Source organism: Exiguobacterium sp. N4-1P (assembly GCF_002214325.1).
Window position 1 is genome coordinate 1,539,901 of the sequence record NZ_CP022236.1, and the last position, 17,164, is coordinate 1,557,064.

Consider the following 17,164-nt stretch of genomic DNA (forward strand, 5'->3'; position numbering starts at 1 on the left):
ATGTTAGTAAACAAAAACAGACTTCGGATACTTCCGAAATCTGTTAGCGTCATGACGTATTTTTCTAGGGTAGCTCAGTCGTTCCGATAGGTCAACCCAAGGAATTGGGCTTTTTGATTAAACAGTTTCCGGTAGGACAGGTAGCCGACCATGACGGAAGACACGGCAGCATTCGTCAAAATCAGGAACAGGATTAATAACTGGTACATGACAGCTTCCATCGGATCGGCCCCACCGATGATCAAACCGCTCATCATGCCGGGAAGCTGGACGAGTCCCATCGTTTTCTGGGCCTCGATCGTCGGAATCATACTCGTCTTGATGGCGCTTTTCAAACTTCGGTCAATCGCTGTTTTCGGTGAACCTCCGAGCGCTAAAATCAGCTCAATGACTTCATCGCCCCGTTCGACTTCGTCCTTGAACTTATTCAGGAACAAAAGCGACAAAATCATACAGTTGCCAATCACCATCCCACTGATCGGAATGACTTCCTGCGCTTCGAACGGAATGATTCGAAGACCAAGCATGATGCCCATCGTCAAGACTTCGACACTGACTAACGTCAGTAAAATAATGCCCGTAATCCCGGGAATCCCGTCACCTTTTTTGATGATGTTGAGCGTTGCCGCGACAATCATCAACAGAATCATCAACCCGATGTAAATTTTACTGTCACTTTCGAAAACGAACGTCAAGAGATAACCGACAATCAACAACTGGACGATCGACCGGACCGTCGCTATCAAAATATCGTTGCCAAGTCCAAGCTTTAACGTATATGTCAGCACTAACGGAATCAAGATAAAGACTAAGGCGGAAGCGAGTTGCACGTAACTCATTGGTCGACCCCCTTGACGAACGCTTCGATGGCGGGATTATCCGAGCCCTCAATCAATTCAATCGTTCCCTGTTCAATCAATTGCCCGTCTTTTAAGAACCACATGTCATCACTGACACGGCGCGCCTGTTCGAGATCATGCGTAATCCAGATCACCGTCACGTTGAATTCCCGTTGAATCTTTTGGACGAGCGCCTCGATTTCCTTGACCATCCGGTAATCGAGACTGGCCGTGATCTCGTCGAGCAGCAGGATATCCGGTCGGTTGACGAGTGTCCGCGCGATCGCGATGCGGCTTTTTTCGCCACCCGACAGTTCCTTGACGTTTTGTGTCAACGGGACCTCTTTCAAGTCGACCCGCTCCAACAGTCGTTTTGCCTCTTCCTGTTCCAATGTCTGATTGAAGATCGCTTTCGGAAGATTCAAATTGTCGTACACAGTCCCCGCAATCATCGGGGCACTTTGAAAGGCCATGCCAATCTTTTTTCGAAGCTCCATCATATCGATGTCTTTTAAATCGGTTCCCTTAAAATAAAGCGTCCCGGCGTCCGGTGAAAGTAATCCGTTGATTTGTTTCAGACACGTCGTTTTCCCGGCGCCGCTCGGTCCGACGAGCGTCGTGATTTTTCCTTCCCGAAACGTCCCGGAGATCCCTTTGAGTATCGATTTGTACTGGACATCCTTAAATTCAATGACTGCCACACCACTCCACCTCACCTTTTTGGTCGTTTTTTCTAGTGTAGCAGGGACGGTTGCCGCGCGGACAGCGAGAAGGTTCGACAGATGCACAAGGCTTACACCATACAGATGAACGAATCGCGGACATCACGTCAGACGATAGACCCAGATTTCTTCGCCGTTCGTTTCATCGATCCGTTTGATATCAGTAAAGCCCGCTTGCCCGTAAAAATACTTGGCATGCGTATTTTCTGTGTGTAAGCTCAACACGATTTCATCGACTTCGAAATGGTCTTCGATGAAACCGATTGCTCGTTTTAAAAACTGCGTTCCTAGCCCTTGTCCTTGATACTGCTGACCGATCATGAACCGGTCAAGCCAGATGTACTTGTCCGTCCGGTTTTCAGCACCAATCATCATGAACCCGACCGGCTGCCTGTTTTCGCATAAGGCATAACAACGCCAACCGTGGTCGTGATCGTTCATCGCTTCCTGAAGCGACTGCGCGTTCGTTTCGATATATACGCGCTGCGCGGCTGCGACTTTTAATCCGAGAACCGCGGCCAGATTCGCGTCATTAATGTCTTCGATCGTCATGAAAGGATTCATTGGCCATTCACCTCCTCTGCGTTCTTGTGATCTCTACAGTCTGCTCAAGACACGAACAAATCCCGCATCGCTTCAACAGACTAAGCGCGATACGGGTTATAGCGTACATGGATCAATGAAACAAGCGATTTTACCGTCCTTCACGAATGACACGTGTTTTCGCAAACTCATCTTCCGGTAAAACGGAGGCATCCTCCAGATAACGCTGACGGTCCTTAAAGAATTTCCCTGCTGTGAATACTTCACGGTAAGCAATCCGTTTAAGGATTTGTGTCGTTTTCAACGGTTGGTCGTCTTGACTGACGACACGAAGTCCCATAACACGACTGCCGACCGTTCGGCCATCCGTCAAGCGTAATTGAACCGTTTCCATGACGACATCGACGACGGACTGGGTGACGATGCCACGGATGACGGGACGTTTGACCCGTTTGAGAACTGTTTCTTCAAGGACATTTACAATGACAGCGTTCACCATCAAGTTAACGACAGCCGCTCCGATTCTTCGTTTTGTGAGGGATTCCATTTAAATCATCCTTTCTCGATTTGAATTTAAAAAAATGCCCCTTCTTTTTCTGAAGAAAGAAGGGGCGTCATGCAAAACGATGAAATGTCCTGTCTGCCCAGCCATGCGGTGACTTCAGAGGCAACGAACATCCCCTCTCTTTTCCCGTTTTCTCATGGATTTAATCGAACGGTGACCGTTGATGTTTGAACAGTAATCTGTCTGAGTGTTGAAGCGTCAGCGTTGTCCTTTGATCGTTGAACATTCAGCTTTGACCGGACGGTCGCAAGGACCATCTTGGATGCTAATCGGTCAACCGATTAGAAGATGTCCGTTATCGCACGGACGACGCGTGTTCGGTTATGAAATCATCAGACAAACAGGACGGTAGGTTTAGATTAATATTTTCGTGAGTGTATTACTTTCAGATAGACTGAAATCGACTTCGGCATCAAATGCGTCGATTGACTCGTCTAACTGTTGAATGACTTGCCGAAGACCGGAGGGGTCAATCAATTTCGGTTCTAATCGTTGGATGAACAGACGACGCGTTTTTTCAATTTCTTCCGCGTCCCCTTTTTCACGCGCACCGTATGTCGCTTCGATATGATTTTCTGCACGCCGCTCGATCTCGATACGTTCCTGTTCAATCGTCTGCTCCACTTCATGCAGTTGTGTTTTGAGCGTTTGTAACAATTGGCGATCGTAGTCAAGACCCGTATCGCGACGATCAATCGCTTCCGCGACCGTCATCTCGGTCCCGGCGATTCGGACACGCGTCACGGCATTCGATGCGGTAATCGCTGCTTTGATTTGATTTCGACGCTCAATCAATGCGCGAATCGACTGGAGATTTGCCGCCGCTTCCGTCGCGAACTGTTCGACGTTCGAAAAACCGACAGGCGGTTTGTCTCCCGTATGCAATCCGATAAAGTGACCAAGCTGACCTTTTTTAATCCGTTTATCAAAATCAGGCGAGAATACGCCCACTTCTAAACGATCAGGGTGAAGCCCTAGTGAAAGTGGGAGATGAATCGCCAACCTCTCTTTCGGGTATGTCCTTTGTAAGGAGGTGAACATCATGTTGACTCACAAGGCCTACAAATTCAGAATCTATCCGACAAAAGAGCAGGAAATCCTCATTGTGAAGACGATCGGTTGTTCGCGCTTCGTTTTCAACCACTTCTTGGCGAAGTGGGATGAGACGTATAAAGCGACAGGGAAAGGACTATCCTACGGGTCTTGTTCGAAAGAACTCCCGTCGTTGAAGCAGGCGTTCGACTGGCTGAAGGAAGTCGATAGCACGTCTGTGCAGACGAGCGTCAAACATCTTGCTGATGCCTTTGACCGCTTCTTTAAGAAGCAGAACGAACGACCCCGCTTCAAGTCGAAACGGAACCCCGTTCAATCGTACAAGACGAACATTCAAGGCAAGTCTCAGCTTCCAGAAGTCTCGATCGTCGGCAACACGATCAAAATTCCAAAGCTGAAGTGGGTTCGTTTCGCCAACTCGAGGCAGGTCGTCGGACGCATCTTGAACGCGACCATCCGGCGGAACGCTTCAGGAAAATACTTCGTCTCCCTGCTCGTCGAGCAGGAGAGCAACGAAATGCCGAAGACGGGCTCATCCGTCGGCGTAGATGTCGGATTGAAGCACTTCGCCATCCTGTCGGACGGCACGGTGTACAAGAATGACCGTTACTTCCGCTCGCTTGAGAAAAAGCTCGCACGTGAACAACGTAAGCTCTCTCGTCGTCAACGGTTGGCCTTGGACAAGAAAGTAACACTTTCCGAGGCGAAGAACTATCAGAAGCAGAAGCGGAAGGTCGCCCGCATCCACGAGAAGATTGCGAACAAGCGAACCGATTTCCTGCACAAGGTATCGACAGAAATCGTCAAAAACCACGACGTCATCGGCATCGAGACCTTGCAGGTGAAGAACATGCAGAAGAATCGCAAGTTGAGCAAGTCCATCTCTGAGGTCAGTTGGTCGGAGTTCTTCCGCATGCTCGGATACAAGGCGGAATGGTACGGGAAGACCATCGTGAAAGTCGGCAAGACCTTCGCCTCTAGTCAACTGTGCTCCAGTTGCGGGCATCAACACAAAGACGTGAAACATCTTGGCTTGCGTGAATGGACATGCCCGAGTTGCGGCATCCATCACGACCGCGATGTGAATGCAGGACTGAACCTCAAACGAGAAGCTGAACGCCTCTTAGCTTCTTCAACCGTCGGGACGACGGGGTTAGCCTGACCAGGTTTCGACCGTTAGGTCGGATGACTCAGGAATCCTCCACCTCTAAGCGAAGCGTAGGTGGAGGTAGTTCAACTAACATTTTTAATTCCACTAATCCACGATGGATCGACATCTCAATCTGCTCGATGTTCGCCACTTCCTTTTTAGATACTCGTGAGCTCCGCTCTACCTTTTCAGCATAGCAGAAAACACTTTAAAAATCGGGCAATTGATGTTCCATTCAACCTTACAAACTTGTCATATCCTGATTTATCTTCATGTTATAATTCCATTATCAGGATATTCACTTTAAGAAAACGGAGGAACTGATCGCATGCCACACAGACTGCAATTGACGGCCCCCGGACGCTCGAATGGATTGAGCGCCCCTTAGCGCCCTTGCAAGCAGATGAACTACTCATCCAGACATTACACGGTGCGATCAGCATCGGCGCGGAATTGCCGCAAATCATGGCGACCGACCGGTCAGACCTCGCCCTGACCTATCCGAAAGAAACGGGATACGAGAGTTACGGAGAAGTGCTGGCAATCGGAGAGGATGTCTCAAATATCCGTGTCGGTGACCGCGTCGTCGCTTTTTACGGTCATCACGACATCGCCACCGTCCGCGCAGCAAAAGTCATTCCCGTCCCACGCGACCTGCCGCCGCAACTCGCCTTGTTGACGATTTTATCGTGTGACGCCGCAAAAGGCGTCCATAAACTTAATCCCCGTCCGTCGGATGCCGTCGTCGTGACCGGGCTCGGGACGATCGGATTATTAACCGTCTTTTATCTACGCCACTACTTCGGTCTCTCGCGCATTGACGCCGTCGACCCGGACGAAAGGCGACATGCACTCGCAAAACAGCTCGGGGCAACCCGCACGGTTACGTCCGGAAACGACCTCGAGCTGAATACCTATGCCGCTGCCCTCGAATGTTCGGGACGGCAAACCGCGTTTGCGTGTCTTCAGGAGGCACTCGTCCCCCATGGTCAGCTCTGCATTCTCTCTGACGGCAATTACGACGTCTTGTCGCTCTGCCCGAGCTTCTATGCAAAAGAGTTACGGATCGTCGGATCGAGTGACGGGCTCGATTACCGCGCCCATGCGGACTGGTTTTTGCCGGCCGCCCGAAAGACGCCTGCCTTGTTCAAGCTGTTTGAACAGTCGGTCGATTGGTCGGACTTGATTCCATGTTTCGAGGCTTTACAGGCAGGTGCAAAACCGTTAAAAGTGTTTGTCAGCTACGACCGGTGACCGTGTTTGTCTGACAGACACGCCGTTCGGATCGACGGCTTCCCTGTCTTCCCCCGTAAAAATGACTTGCTGTAAGACGGTATGATCACCAGGCACCGTCGTCACTTCATCGATTGCATGGCCGAATAACCGCTTCAACTCCTGTTCGAAGCCGACTTGCTTCGTTGAGAGCTCAAGCCGTTTCAGATGAGGACCGTCCGATAAAATCGCATCGTGATGCGTCTGCAGTTCAATCCGACAGGCGTACGGGGTCTGGATGAATGTCCGCCGTTCGTTCGCTTGGACTGTCCAGTCCATCTGTTGTGCACGTTCGAGAAGCAGCGTCCGTTGTTCGGGTGTCACGAGAAAACCGAGATGGTCGAAGCGGACGGCTTTCCCGTGACCGAACGTGACGTTGATGGCGCCGCGTTTCATCTCGATGATTCGAAAGCGGATCCCGTCGTCCCGGAAGTCATCCCATGTCAACGGCGGATCAAACGCCGAAAACGCGCCGTCGGTCTTTCCGATCCGCTGTGTGACCGCAAAGCCTAATTTTTCATAAAACTGCTCCGTCGCCTCAACGTTCGGCGTCCAAAGATGATAATGAAACAACATCGGCGTTACTCCCCTTCGCGATCAGTTCAGGGAACGTCATCACATCGACGCCCCCACTGTCGTCTAAAAATTGTTTTAATAGCGGCAAATGGGCGGCACCGTAGAGGACGAGAATCCGTTCCCCCGGCTCCGCCAAATCAAGAATCCGGTTCGCGATTAACAGATTGCGGTAGTACCAGTACTGAATGACCCATCTCGCCCCGACGTGCGTCGCCGGATCTAGCCGGGCGAGTTGCCGGTATGTCCGGTGACTTGCTTCGACCGCCTGCTTGTCATTTAGTTGTTCAAGGAACGAGAGGTAGGTCTGCTCGAGCAATGTCGCTTCGAGTGACTCGGATTTTTGTTGTTCGGCACGCATCAAGCGGTCAAACGCGACCGGGTCGAGCTGTTCGAGTTCCGCAAGATTCGGGACACCTTCCACCGTCTGATTCCAGTCCACCGCCTGCAGACCAGCCAGACCTGCCAAGCGCGCTACTCGAAACCCGAGTTGATGGCGTTCATTCGCCGTCAGCGTAAAGCTTTGCTTGAGGTAAGCGGCATAGTCGGCATTCAGTGCACCCGCCTGCTCAGGCAAAGTCTCTAGCGCGACTTCTGTCGGACGAAATGTTTGCAGGACCTCGGCGACCTGTTGAATTTCCCGCTGCCGTTCGTCTGAAAACACATCAAAGATGCGCGGACGAAACAAGTCCCCGTTGTCAGGACGGTCCAAATGAACGGTCCCGACGAGTAATACGGTCGCGCGTTGTATCATCGAATATACCTCCCTTTTCTACTATTTCCATTTTACTGTAAACAGGAGGCTAATCCTAGTCCGTTTCGTTAAAATAGACCTCTCGCTGATTGTCAGAGGCGACTCGACCTGACTTCCGTCCAAGTAGAAGGAGAAGACGAACTGCGATGCATAATCCATACACTTGCCGAAAGATTAAATCCGGTAGAAAAACTGAACCGATTCATGTCAGCTCAGTGAATTTAAAGGAATTAAAAAAGGAAGCACGTCAAAATTAATCCGCGAGGAGTATCCGTCTATGAAAATGAACATCCGTCAACTGTCCGTTCATGAGAACCCTCCGATGGAACTTTTGTTATCAGCAGACCCTTCTCAGAAAATAGTTGCTGAATACTTGAAGAGAGGTCGATGTTTCATAGCTGAATCTAGGAATCAACGGATTGGCGTGTATGTGCTTCTGCCGACAAGACCGCAAACGATTGAAATTGTAAATCTTGCAGTAGAGGCGAGACATCAAGGTAACGGCATAGGAAAACGTCTTTTAAGACATGCCATCCTAACTGCGCAAGCGATGGACTATGCAACCATCGAAATCGGCACAGGAAACTCAAGCATCGGTCAGTTGGCACTTTATCAAAAATGTGGATTTCGGATCGTCGGAGTCGACTTGAATTTCTTCTTGAGGCACTACGAAGAGGAGATTGTAGAAAACGGTATCCGGTGCACAGACATGATTCGGTTGTCTCAAGACATTTGAAACACCTCCACCTATACTTCGCTTAGAGGTGGAGGTAGCTCAAATGCATTCACCCAGTCAGCATCTGCTTAATCAGTAACGTCTTCCCGCTACGTTCACGCGGAATCTCACTGACCGCCTGCAGCGAAATCAGCATGTCACTTCCGAGTAGCCGCTTCAAATAATGACCGAGTTGTTTTTCATCGTTTGTTGAAAAACGTGCGGCATCCGCAATGTATAACAAGATGATTTCCCGGTTATTTTTTTGGACATACTGAATCCGTTCGACACTGTTCGGCAACACTTTGACGACACTCGCGAGCTGTCCCTCGAACACTTTTTGTCCGTCCGGTCGGACAAGATAACTTTTCCCGCGGCCGTCAATCGAATCGATGACCGGTCCTTTGTGACCACAGGAACACGTCTTGCCGCTGATCGTCATCCGGTCGCCGACCCGGTAACGGACGAGCGGGGTCCCGTGTGTATCAAAACTCGTGACGAGGACCTCGCCATCGGTGTCGAGTTCTACGATGCCCATCTCATGATGCAAATGTTTTCGACCGAGCCGACACTCGGAGATGATTGGTGCCCCTTCCGACGAGGCATACTGATCGAAGACGGGCGCATGGAACACGTCCTCCAGTAATTGACGCTCCGCTTCCGTCATCATCTCAGCCGTCGGGAAAATCGCCAGCGGACGACACGTCATCTCCATGCCGCTGCGTTTCGCGTGCCGCGCCAGTTCAATCATCGCCGATGGCAGACCATCGATCGAGTCCGGTTGAAACGTATTGATTGCTGCCAAATACGCCGTCATCGTCGCCGGATTAATCTTTTTGACCGTAAACAGTAATTGATTCAACGCCCGGTTCATCCGCCAATAGACCGGTGTTTGTTGGTGTTCAGCGACCAACACTTGCGCCGTGAAACTAATCCGCCGCATCCCTTTTTTGACGCCGTGCGTATATTTAAAATAATCTAAATGTGCCATCCGCCGCTGCATGTCTGCTTTCGTATAATGGACTTGAATCGATTGTCCCGTCGTCCCACCCGTTTTTCCAAGAATCGGGGCTGCGACATCGGTGCGAATTCGTTCGATTTGGTGCCGTAACGTATCTTTTCGTAACACAGGAATTTGTTTTAATTGATTGAGATCCGTCAAGGGTAAGGTGACGCCGTGCCGCTTAAAAAGCTCTTGGTAATAGTCACTGTGCATCACACAAAACGCCAAAAAAGCATTCAGCCGTCTTAGCTGATCTACCGCCACATCAATTGTTTGGTGCTCTTTTGCAATCAGTTCCTGAAAGCGCTCTTGATAAAACGCACCGTACCGCTCCCGTTGCAAGTGATACCCATGAAGTGTCGTCAATACGTTTTGTAAGAAGATTGGTGCGTGCATATAAACCTGTTCCTTGATTCCCATCCTTACACGTCCTTTCTGATAACGATTCACCACGATGCGTCGAGCCCTTCTGCACGATTTCTTGATAGGTTGTTTTTACCCGGCATTTCTGACAGGAACATGATAAAAACTCCCATTCAACAGTTTCCTCTTGAAGTTTTATACAAAAAAAAAGACTAGCTCTGATTTCGGCTAGTCCAATCAATTGGCTCGTTCGTTCTCTGGAATCAATTGTTTAATCAACAACGTCTTCCCACTGATTTCTTTCGGAATTTCCGGAACCGCTTTTAAAAGGACATCCATTTGTCCACCGAACAAACGCTCTAACACGAAGTATAACTCCTTTTCATGCTCTTGTTTAAACCAACGTTCGTCCGGTACGTACAACATCACAACTTCATCCGCTTCTTCTTGGATGTACTGGACTCGTTCGATACAATTCGGGAACCGCCGCACGATTCCAGCGAGTTCCCCTTCAAAGATTCGATGCCCATTTTTCAACTGGATATAACTTCGTCCGCGTCCGTCAATCGATGCGATGATCGGACCACCATGCCCACATGGACACGTCTCGTGACTAAGCGTCATCCGGTCACCAATCCGGTAACGGACAAGGGGCGTACCATGTGTATCAAAACTCGTCACGAGAATTTGACCGTCTGCTTCGACTTCGATGATACCCATCTCATAATGGAGATGTTTTTTACCGTAGCGGCATTCGGCGACAATCGGTGCCCCTTCCGAGGAGGCGTACTGATCAAAGATCGGTGCATGAAATACTTCCTCGATTAAAGCACGTTCGTCCCGTGTCAACATTTCAGCCGTCGGAAAAATCGCCTTCGGACGGAATGTACAGTCGACAGCATGTTTTTTGGCGTATCGTGCAACTTCAATCATTCCCGACGGTAAACCATCAATCGACACTGGATTAAATCGGTTCAATTGTTCGATGTAAGCGGGAATTGTCAACGGGTTAATATTCTTAATTGAAAAAAGCATTTGATTGATCGCCTTATTCATCCGCCAATAGACGGGTGACTTTTGTTGTTCTGCCGCTAATGTCTGTCCCGTAAAACTCGCCCGGCGCATTCCCTGTTCGATTCCATGCGTCCATTTGAAATAGTCGAGGTGCGCCATGCGGATTTGCATGTCCTCTCTCGTATAATGCACTTGGATCGATTTCCCGGTCGTCCCGCCCGTCTTTCCAAGAATCGGCGCATGAATCCGCGCATGGACGTCGGCATTCCTTGTCCGTAGCGTCTCCTTATCGAGCAAGGGAATTTGTTTTAACTCTGACAACTGCGCAAGCGGAAGCTCAATCCGGTTCCTATCGAACAACTCTTTGTAGTACGGGCTATAGGCCTGACAAAACAGTAAAAACTGATTCAGGCGGGATAATTGCTCCTGCTCGGGATCAATCGATTGCCGTTCTTTCCGCTTCAATTCTTCGAACCGATTACGGTAGGCGGACCCGTAACGTTCCTGGTACAAGACCCGTCCGTAAAGCGTCGTTAGGATATTCTGAATGAAAATCGGTGAATGGAAATAAATCGATTCTTTGAGTTGCATATGTTCACTCCCCTTCCTCATCATTCGACGCGCGACCTGTCAGCAGTCACCACACCTTCCCTGTTACTTACATCTTATTTCCAGTCCTGCCGCTAGACAACCAAATCTTAAGGCATAAGCTTAGCTTTTATTTAGATGCTGTTTTACATTAATAACTTCAGTTCACAAATGTAAGTTAACGGTCCTTGAAATGACAAAAAAAGATAACCGAAGTCCATCTGACAACGGCTACCTTCTTTAGTGTACTTGCATGTTTTGATTTCCGAATGACCGGATTTGGATGGCTCCGAGGACGAGCTCTAACTCCGTTTCTTCTAACTGATCGATGATCTCCATGATCGTCAACGTCGTCCTGCCGTTATACAACTGAACGAGTAATTGACGTTCGACATCGACGGTTAAATCTTCGACAGGTTCCGCTAATAATTCTTGGTAAAAAAATTCACCCGTCTCCGGAAAAAAATAGTCACTGAACAATTGCATAAGTGCTAGATTACCCGTCGCTAAAAATAAGATTGATTGAAAAGAATACTTTTTACGGTTTCGTGCATTCAATCGCTTCAATATCATTTGGTAACGTGTATGATGACGTTCGTCCAAAAAACAGACAGCATTCATATCCGTCTCCCTCCCCTAAAAAATGATACTGTCCATCCCTCCAAAACAGTGCGCAAATCTTCTTTATTTGTTTTCCCTGTTTTAAAAAGATGAAGCATTTGTTTTTAACTATAACATTCGTTTGATTAAATCGCAGGTCGTTTGGGTAAATCTTTGTAGTAAGCAGTTAATGAGGAGGAATTGACATGACGCAACCACGTAAACGCCTGGCACTTGCCGGTGCGACAGGCTATATCGGACATAACCTACTAAATGAGTTGAAGAAAAAGTACGACGTCATTGCCTTGTCACGCAATGGTGACGATAAGGAAGATGAAGCGAATGTCGAATGGCGTTCGTGTGACCTTTTTTCGTTAGCGGATACGACAGCCGGATTAAAAGGAGCAGACATCGCAATCTACCTCGTCCACTCGATGATGCCGTCAGCAAAGTTGACGCAAGGCTCATTTGAAGACATGGACTTGATTTTAGCCGACAATTACGCACGCGCTGCAAAAGCAAACGGCATCCAGCAGATTGTTTACTTAAGTGGCATCATTCCGGACGAGACGGAAAATTTATCACGTCATCTTAAAAGTCGCCTTGAGGTCGAGCGCGTCCTCGGTGCATACGGTACACCGGTCACGACGATCCGCGCTGCGCTCATCGTCGGTCCGAAAGGGTCTTCGTTCCCGATTCTGTCAAAACTCGTCAAACGACTTCCCGTCATGCTTCTCCCGCGCTGGACGCGTAACAAAACACATCCCGTCGCGCTACCGGACGTCATTCATGCGCTCGGATCTAGCGTCGACCGCGAGGACCTCAAGGATCGTGCCATCGATATCGGCGGTCCGGAAGCGATGACGTACAAGGAAATGATTTTGAAGACGGCGGAAGTAATGGACAAAAAACAACCGACCTTCGACTTACCGTTGATGACCGTCAAATTGTCGCGGCTTTGGGTGACACTCATCTCTGGAGAACCGAAAGAAACCGTTTATCCGCTCGTCGAAAGTATGGTCCATGAGATGGTGGCGGATCCCGACAAGATGGTCGAGGGCATCAGTGACGGAAAAATTTCATTCGAGCAATCCGTACGGATGGCGATGGAAGAAGAAGAAGAAGAGTCGAAATCAAAAAAATCAGGAAGCTCTTCATCGCACCAGAAATCACAAACGCTTGATGTCCGGTCCGTCCAACGTGTCCGTCTTCCAGACGACCGGAACGCGAACTGGGCTGCCGACAATTATGTCGATTGGTTATCGACGTTCGCGAAACCTTTTCTTACATCGAAGACAGCGGAAGAAACAGTCGTTCGGATTCATGTTCCGTTGCTTGACGCCCCGTTGCTTGAACTGACGAAAGAACCATTCGAAGACGATCAACAGGCAACGTACCGAATTACGGGCGGCTTGTTTGCTCAAGTTAAAGAAGATAGCAATGGACGCATCGAGTTCCGGCAAATCCCGGGTTCGCAAGAGTGTATCATCGCGATTCATGAATATGTTCCCGCATTACCATGGTTGCTCTATAAAACGACCCAGGCGAATGTCCATCTCATCGTCATGTATCTCTTTAAACTGCACCTGCTACGCTTGATGCAGACGACAGAAGAACAGCCCGACGAATCAGACATGATCGTTCCGGAACCGAACTGAATCAGCACTGTTTTTAGAGGCTTCTCACGATTCGTGAGCGCCTCTTTTTTCGTGTGCAACCGTAAGATGACGAAAGCAAAATAAACATGATACACTTACAATTGACTGTAAGAAAGGGGTTACAATTTGCATGCGCTCATTTGAAGAACGATTGACGAACCACCTGGAAGCGACGGCGCTTCTCGCGACACTGATTCAACCTTCACGCGATCAGCTCCGACTCGATAAATTAGATACATTTTCAAAGAAGTTATTACGACGCGACTATACGATTGCCTTCGCCGGTCATTTTTCTGCCGGTAAATCCAGTATGATCAATGCCTTGACGGGCGAATCCATTCTCCCGACGAGTCCCATTCCGACGAGTGCAAATATCGTCACGCTTCGTCAAGGCGAGACCAACGAAGCGATTGTTTCCTTCCATGATCGAAAAGCAGTCCGTCTAGCCTCGGAAGATGATTTGCAACACTTACGCCATTTCGGCCGTGACGGCACCGTCCAACAAATCGACATCACCCATGCGACATCCACTTTACCACCTGGTCTCGTCCTGATGGATACGCCAGGCGTCGACTCCGTTGATGACGCCCACCGGATTTCGACTGAATCGGCGTTACATGTCGCCGACTTAATCTTTTATGTCATGGACTATAACCATGTCCAATCTGAACTGAACTTCAGCGTCACAAAAGACTTGCTCGCTTCTGTTCCTGAACTCTATTTAATCGTCAATCAAATCGACAAACACCAAACATCCGAGCTGTCATTCGATGCCTTTAAACGATCCGTCGAAAAATCGTTTACTGAGCATGGTGTTCAGCCGAAAGGCATTTTCTTCACGAGCCTGCGTGAGCCGGAATTCGCGGGGAACGACTTTTCTGCCGTCAAGCGATTGGTCGACCAAAGTATTCGTGACGCCCAGCCGAAATTGATCGAATCCGCTCAAACGACGCTCGAGGTCTTACACCAGGAACACATCAACTATTTAGAAGACATGATTGAAGAAGCATCTGACGCGATGCGGGATACGGTCTCGGCGACCGAACGCGCAGAAGCGGAGCGTGTGTTTGACCGGCATGCACAAGTCAAACATCAATTGACCCTGTTTGCTCCTGAACAATGGAGCAGCCGTTTTTCGGCACACCGGGAAAGTTTACTTCGCAATGCGACGCTGATGCCGTTTGAATTGCGCGAAAAGATGAAAACGTTCCTCGAATCTCGGCAACCTGCATTCAAGGTCGGATTGTTCCGGAGCGCTAAAAAAACACAGGCGGCGCAACAAGTCATCGCTGACGATGTCCTGCGCGCTCTCCAGTCTGTCACTGCTTCTGAAATTGCGCTTCACCTTCGAAAACTTATGAAACAATCGCTAGCGGAAATTGATTTGCTGTCTGACGAGCACTCGTTACGAATCGATCAACTCCCACTTGATCCACCGTTAGCCGTCATTGAGGAAGCACTTCAAGACGGCATCACGATTACCGGGGAATCGGTCTTGCAATTCACGAATCGGGTCGTTGCATCGGTCAGTGCTTGGTACGTCAAGGAAACGAACCATTGGCGAGAAGCGGTCCGCCAGGAGTTGACGCATGAAAACATCCCTGCGAAAGCGACGCTTCAAGCTGAATTTGAAACGCTCGAACAAAAATGTGACGTGATGACAACGTTCAAGAATGCGGAACAGGTGTTAATAAGCTACCTCGAACGAGCGAACGAACCGACCACTGACGATATGACAGCGGCACGTGAGCAACTAGAACAGTGGCGTACGCAGCTTACGCAGGCGACGCTCGACATTGAGACGTTTACAGGGATCAATCCAGTCGTGACACAAGAGATGGAGACTACGCATGAAGAAACGCTTCAAGCTGTCCCATCCCGTTATACATTAGAAGAGATGCAGCAAATCCAGACCATTCTCTCCGGTGTTCGCGGGTTCGAGGACGCTACGAAGTATTTGCAACAAAAGCTTGCGCGCGTGACGACAAGCGACTTTACGATTGCCTTATTCGGTGCTTTCAGCGCCGGCAAATCTTCGTTTTGTAATGCTTTGCTCGGTCATCGTGTCCTACCGGTCTCACCGAACCCGACGACGGCATCCATCAATCGGATTAAACCGGTCACGGCGACGCATGTCCACGGGACCGCAACGATCCGGTTTAAATCGGAGACTGACCTTCTCAACGACTTGAACGAAGCCCTGCAAACGTTTGACGCAACGATGCCGTCAGTCACTGCCGTCGTCACATGGTTGCGCGAACGGACGACAAGCGACTTGAACGTTGCCTCTTTCTTACGCGCGTTCCTAAAAGGATATCCGACGGTCGAACCTTTCATCGGTACAGAACAGACAGTCGATCAATCGGCATTCGAGGAGTATGTCGCACAGGAACACCTCAGTTGTTTCGTCGATGTAATCGACCTGTATTTCGACAGCCCGTTGACACGTCTCGGAATCACGCTCGTCGATACACCGGGTGCCGATTCCATCAATGCCCGGCATACGGACGTCGCATTTGAATACATTAAAAATGCGGATGCGATTCTGTTCGTCACCTACTACAATCACGCCTTCGCCCGAGCCGATCGTGAATTTTTGATTCAACTTGGCCGGGTTAAGGATGCATTCGAGCTCGACAAAATGTTTTTCGTCGTCAATGCGATTGATCTCGCAACTTCGACAGCGGAACAGCAAGATGTCCTACACTATGTCGGCACGGAACTAAAACGGTTCGGCATCCGTGCACCACGCCTGTTCGGCGTCTCGAGCCTCAACGCCCTTGCCGAGAAACAACAAGGGATTGATGAACAATCCGGCATCGATTCGTTCGAACAAGCCTTCCATCACTTCTTGAACCATGATTTGAAAGGGCTCGCGCTTCAATCCTTGACGGAAGAGACGGACAAGACAATTTACCGCCTTAATCAATTGATTGATCAGACAGAACGGAACATTGCCAGAAAAGATGCCCGATTGACGGAACTCGATGCGCTCGAACAAGAGATCACGGCACACTTCTCGAACGGTCGGGTCGAACTCGTTCACCATGAGCTATTTGCTGAGATTCATGAATTGTTACATCACGTCAATCAACGCATCTATTACCGCTTCCCAGACTTTTTCAAGGAAGCCTATCATCCGGTCCGGTTTGCGAACGCGACGAAAGCAGTCGCTTTGCAACAAGCACTCATCGAATTACTCGGATTTTTGCGGTATGATTTTGAACAAGAATTACGTGTCACCCATTTCCGGATCGATAGCTGGGTCCAACGTGCCATCGCAAAGCGTCTTGACAAAGAGGCGATGTATGCTGCGAAACTGAACCCGTCGTTCCAACTATCACCACTCGATCCGCCAACGCTACCTCCGATGACGTTCAGCGGTCCGTTCCAAGATGACACGAAATACCGTTCCGTCAAAAGCTACTTCCGGAACGCAAAGGCTTTCTTCGAACGGAACGAGAAGGAGCACTTAAAAGACGCGCTGGTCGCGTTGACGAAACCGGATGCCGTTAGTTATCTCGAAGGCGAAGAGTCGCGCCTTCGTCATCTAACGGAGCAACATCTCGACGAGGTCTTCGCGACACTCTATGCCGAATGGACAGAGACATTATTGAGCCAAATTGAGACGGAACGTTCGACTTTGACGGATGCGCATCCACTGGACTCATTCAAGGCTGCCCAAGCGAAACTGCATGACGTATTTGAGCAATCGGTTCACTAAAACAGTGGGCTGACGCTTTAAGATTTGT

General features: G+C 49.4%; 15 protein-coding genes. 5 read left to right on the forward strand and 10 right to left on the reverse strand.

From position 1 onward, the window contains the following. Positions 1 to 74: 74 nt before the first annotated feature. The 5 genes from fetB to A0126_RS08135 form a co-directional block, all read right to left on the reverse strand. Positions 75 to 839, reverse strand: coding sequence for an ABC transporter permease (gene fetB / locus A0126_RS08115; protein ID WP_088837211.1), 765 nt, complete (start codon positions 837 to 839; stop codon positions 75 to 77). Then, the gene (locus A0126_RS08120) at positions 836 to 1,540 is read right to left on the reverse strand and encodes an ABC transporter ATP-binding protein (RefSeq protein WP_088837212.1); all 705 of its coding nucleotides are present in this window, start codon (positions 1,538 to 1,540) and stop codon (positions 836 to 838) included. Before A0126_RS08120 ends, fetB begins: the two co-directional genes overlap by 4 nt. 123 nt (positions 1,541 to 1,663) lie before the next feature. Next, a complete protein-coding gene (locus tag A0126_RS08125; RefSeq protein ID WP_088837213.1) occupies positions 1,664 to 2,125 on the reverse strand; it encodes a GNAT family N-acetyltransferase in 462 nt (153 codons plus the stop codon). A 130-nt stretch (positions 2,126 to 2,255) separates the two neighbouring features. Then, on the reverse strand, positions 2,256 to 2,651 hold the full coding sequence (locus A0126_RS08130) for an RDD family protein (RefSeq protein WP_088837214.1): 396 nt from the start codon (positions 2,649 to 2,651) through the stop codon (positions 2,256 to 2,258). A gap of 372 nt (positions 2,652 to 3,023) precedes the next feature. Next, positions 3,024 to 3,671: a hypothetical protein gene (locus A0126_RS08135; protein ID WP_239456724.1), complete on the reverse strand. Its 648-nt coding sequence runs from the start codon at positions 3,669 to 3,671 to the stop codon at positions 3,024 to 3,026. A gap of 40 nt (positions 3,672 to 3,711) precedes the next feature. On the opposite strand from A0126_RS08135, the gene tnpB reads away from it, so the two are divergent. Together tnpB and A0126_RS08145 are read left to right on the forward strand one after the other, a co-directional pair. Continuing rightward, positions 3,712 to 4,884, forward strand: a complete 1,173-nt coding sequence (gene tnpB / locus A0126_RS08140) for an IS200/IS605 family element RNA-guided endonuclease TnpB (protein ID WP_088837215.1) — start codon at positions 3,712 to 3,714, stop codon at positions 4,882 to 4,884. A 381-nt stretch (positions 4,885 to 5,265) separates the two neighbouring features. Beyond that, a complete protein-coding gene (locus A0126_RS08145) occupies positions 5,266 to 6,126 on the forward strand; it encodes a zinc-dependent alcohol dehydrogenase (RefSeq protein WP_239456725.1) in 861 nt (286 codons plus the stop codon). Here the strand turns inward: A0126_RS08145 and A0126_RS08150 are convergent. Both A0126_RS08150 and A0126_RS08155 read right to left on the reverse strand, forming a co-directional pair. Next, positions 6,097 to 6,720, reverse strand: coding sequence for a VOC family protein (locus tag A0126_RS08150; RefSeq protein ID WP_088837217.1), 624 nt, complete (start codon positions 6,718 to 6,720; stop codon positions 6,097 to 6,099). The two genes, A0126_RS08145 and A0126_RS08150, sit on opposite strands and share 30 nt — an antisense overlap. After that, positions 6,683 to 7,471, reverse strand: coding sequence for a DUF5694 domain-containing protein (locus A0126_RS08155; RefSeq protein ID WP_088837218.1), 789 nt, complete (start codon positions 7,469 to 7,471; stop codon positions 6,683 to 6,685). Before A0126_RS08155 ends, A0126_RS08150 begins: the two co-directional genes overlap by 38 nt. Before the next feature lie 283 nt (positions 7,472 to 7,754). On the opposite strand from A0126_RS08155, the gene A0126_RS08160 reads away from it, so the two are divergent. Next, the gene (locus A0126_RS08160; protein WP_088838496.1) at positions 7,755 to 8,207 is read left to right on the forward strand and encodes a GNAT family N-acetyltransferase; all 453 of its coding nucleotides are present in this window, start codon (positions 7,755 to 7,757) and stop codon (positions 8,205 to 8,207) included. 49 nt (positions 8,208 to 8,256) lie between these two features. Here the strand turns inward: A0126_RS08160 and A0126_RS08165 are convergent, their stop codons facing one another. From A0126_RS08165 to A0126_RS08175, 3 genes are all read right to left on the reverse strand, one after another. Further along, entirely contained in the window at positions 8,257 to 9,609 is a 1,353-nt protein-coding gene (locus A0126_RS08165) for a phenylacetate--CoA ligase family protein (protein ID WP_088837219.1), read from the reverse strand. 180 nt (positions 9,610 to 9,789) lie between these two features. After that, positions 9,790 to 11,157 (reverse strand): phenylacetate--CoA ligase family protein, encoded by a 1,368-nt coding sequence (locus A0126_RS08170; protein ID WP_088837220.1) that lies wholly within the window; start codon positions 11,155 to 11,157, stop codon positions 9,790 to 9,792. 237 nt (positions 11,158 to 11,394) lie between these two features. Beyond that, a complete protein-coding gene (locus tag A0126_RS08175) occupies positions 11,395 to 11,775 on the reverse strand; it encodes a hypothetical protein (RefSeq protein WP_088837221.1) in 381 nt (126 codons plus the stop codon). 185 nt (positions 11,776 to 11,960) lie between these two features. Between A0126_RS08175 and A0126_RS08180 the strand changes: the two genes are divergently transcribed. Together A0126_RS08180 and A0126_RS08185 are read left to right on the forward strand one after the other, a co-directional pair. Further along, on the forward strand, positions 11,961 to 13,412 hold the full coding sequence (locus A0126_RS08180) for an NAD(P)H-binding protein (RefSeq protein WP_088837222.1): 1,452 nt from the start codon (positions 11,961 to 11,963) through the stop codon (positions 13,410 to 13,412). Positions 13,413 to 13,542: 130 nt separating this feature from the next. Further along, on the forward strand, positions 13,543 to 17,136 hold the full coding sequence (locus A0126_RS08185; protein WP_088837223.1) for a dynamin family protein: 3,594 nt from the start codon (positions 13,543 to 13,545) through the stop codon (positions 17,134 to 17,136). Positions 17,137 to 17,164 lie beyond the last annotated feature (28 nt).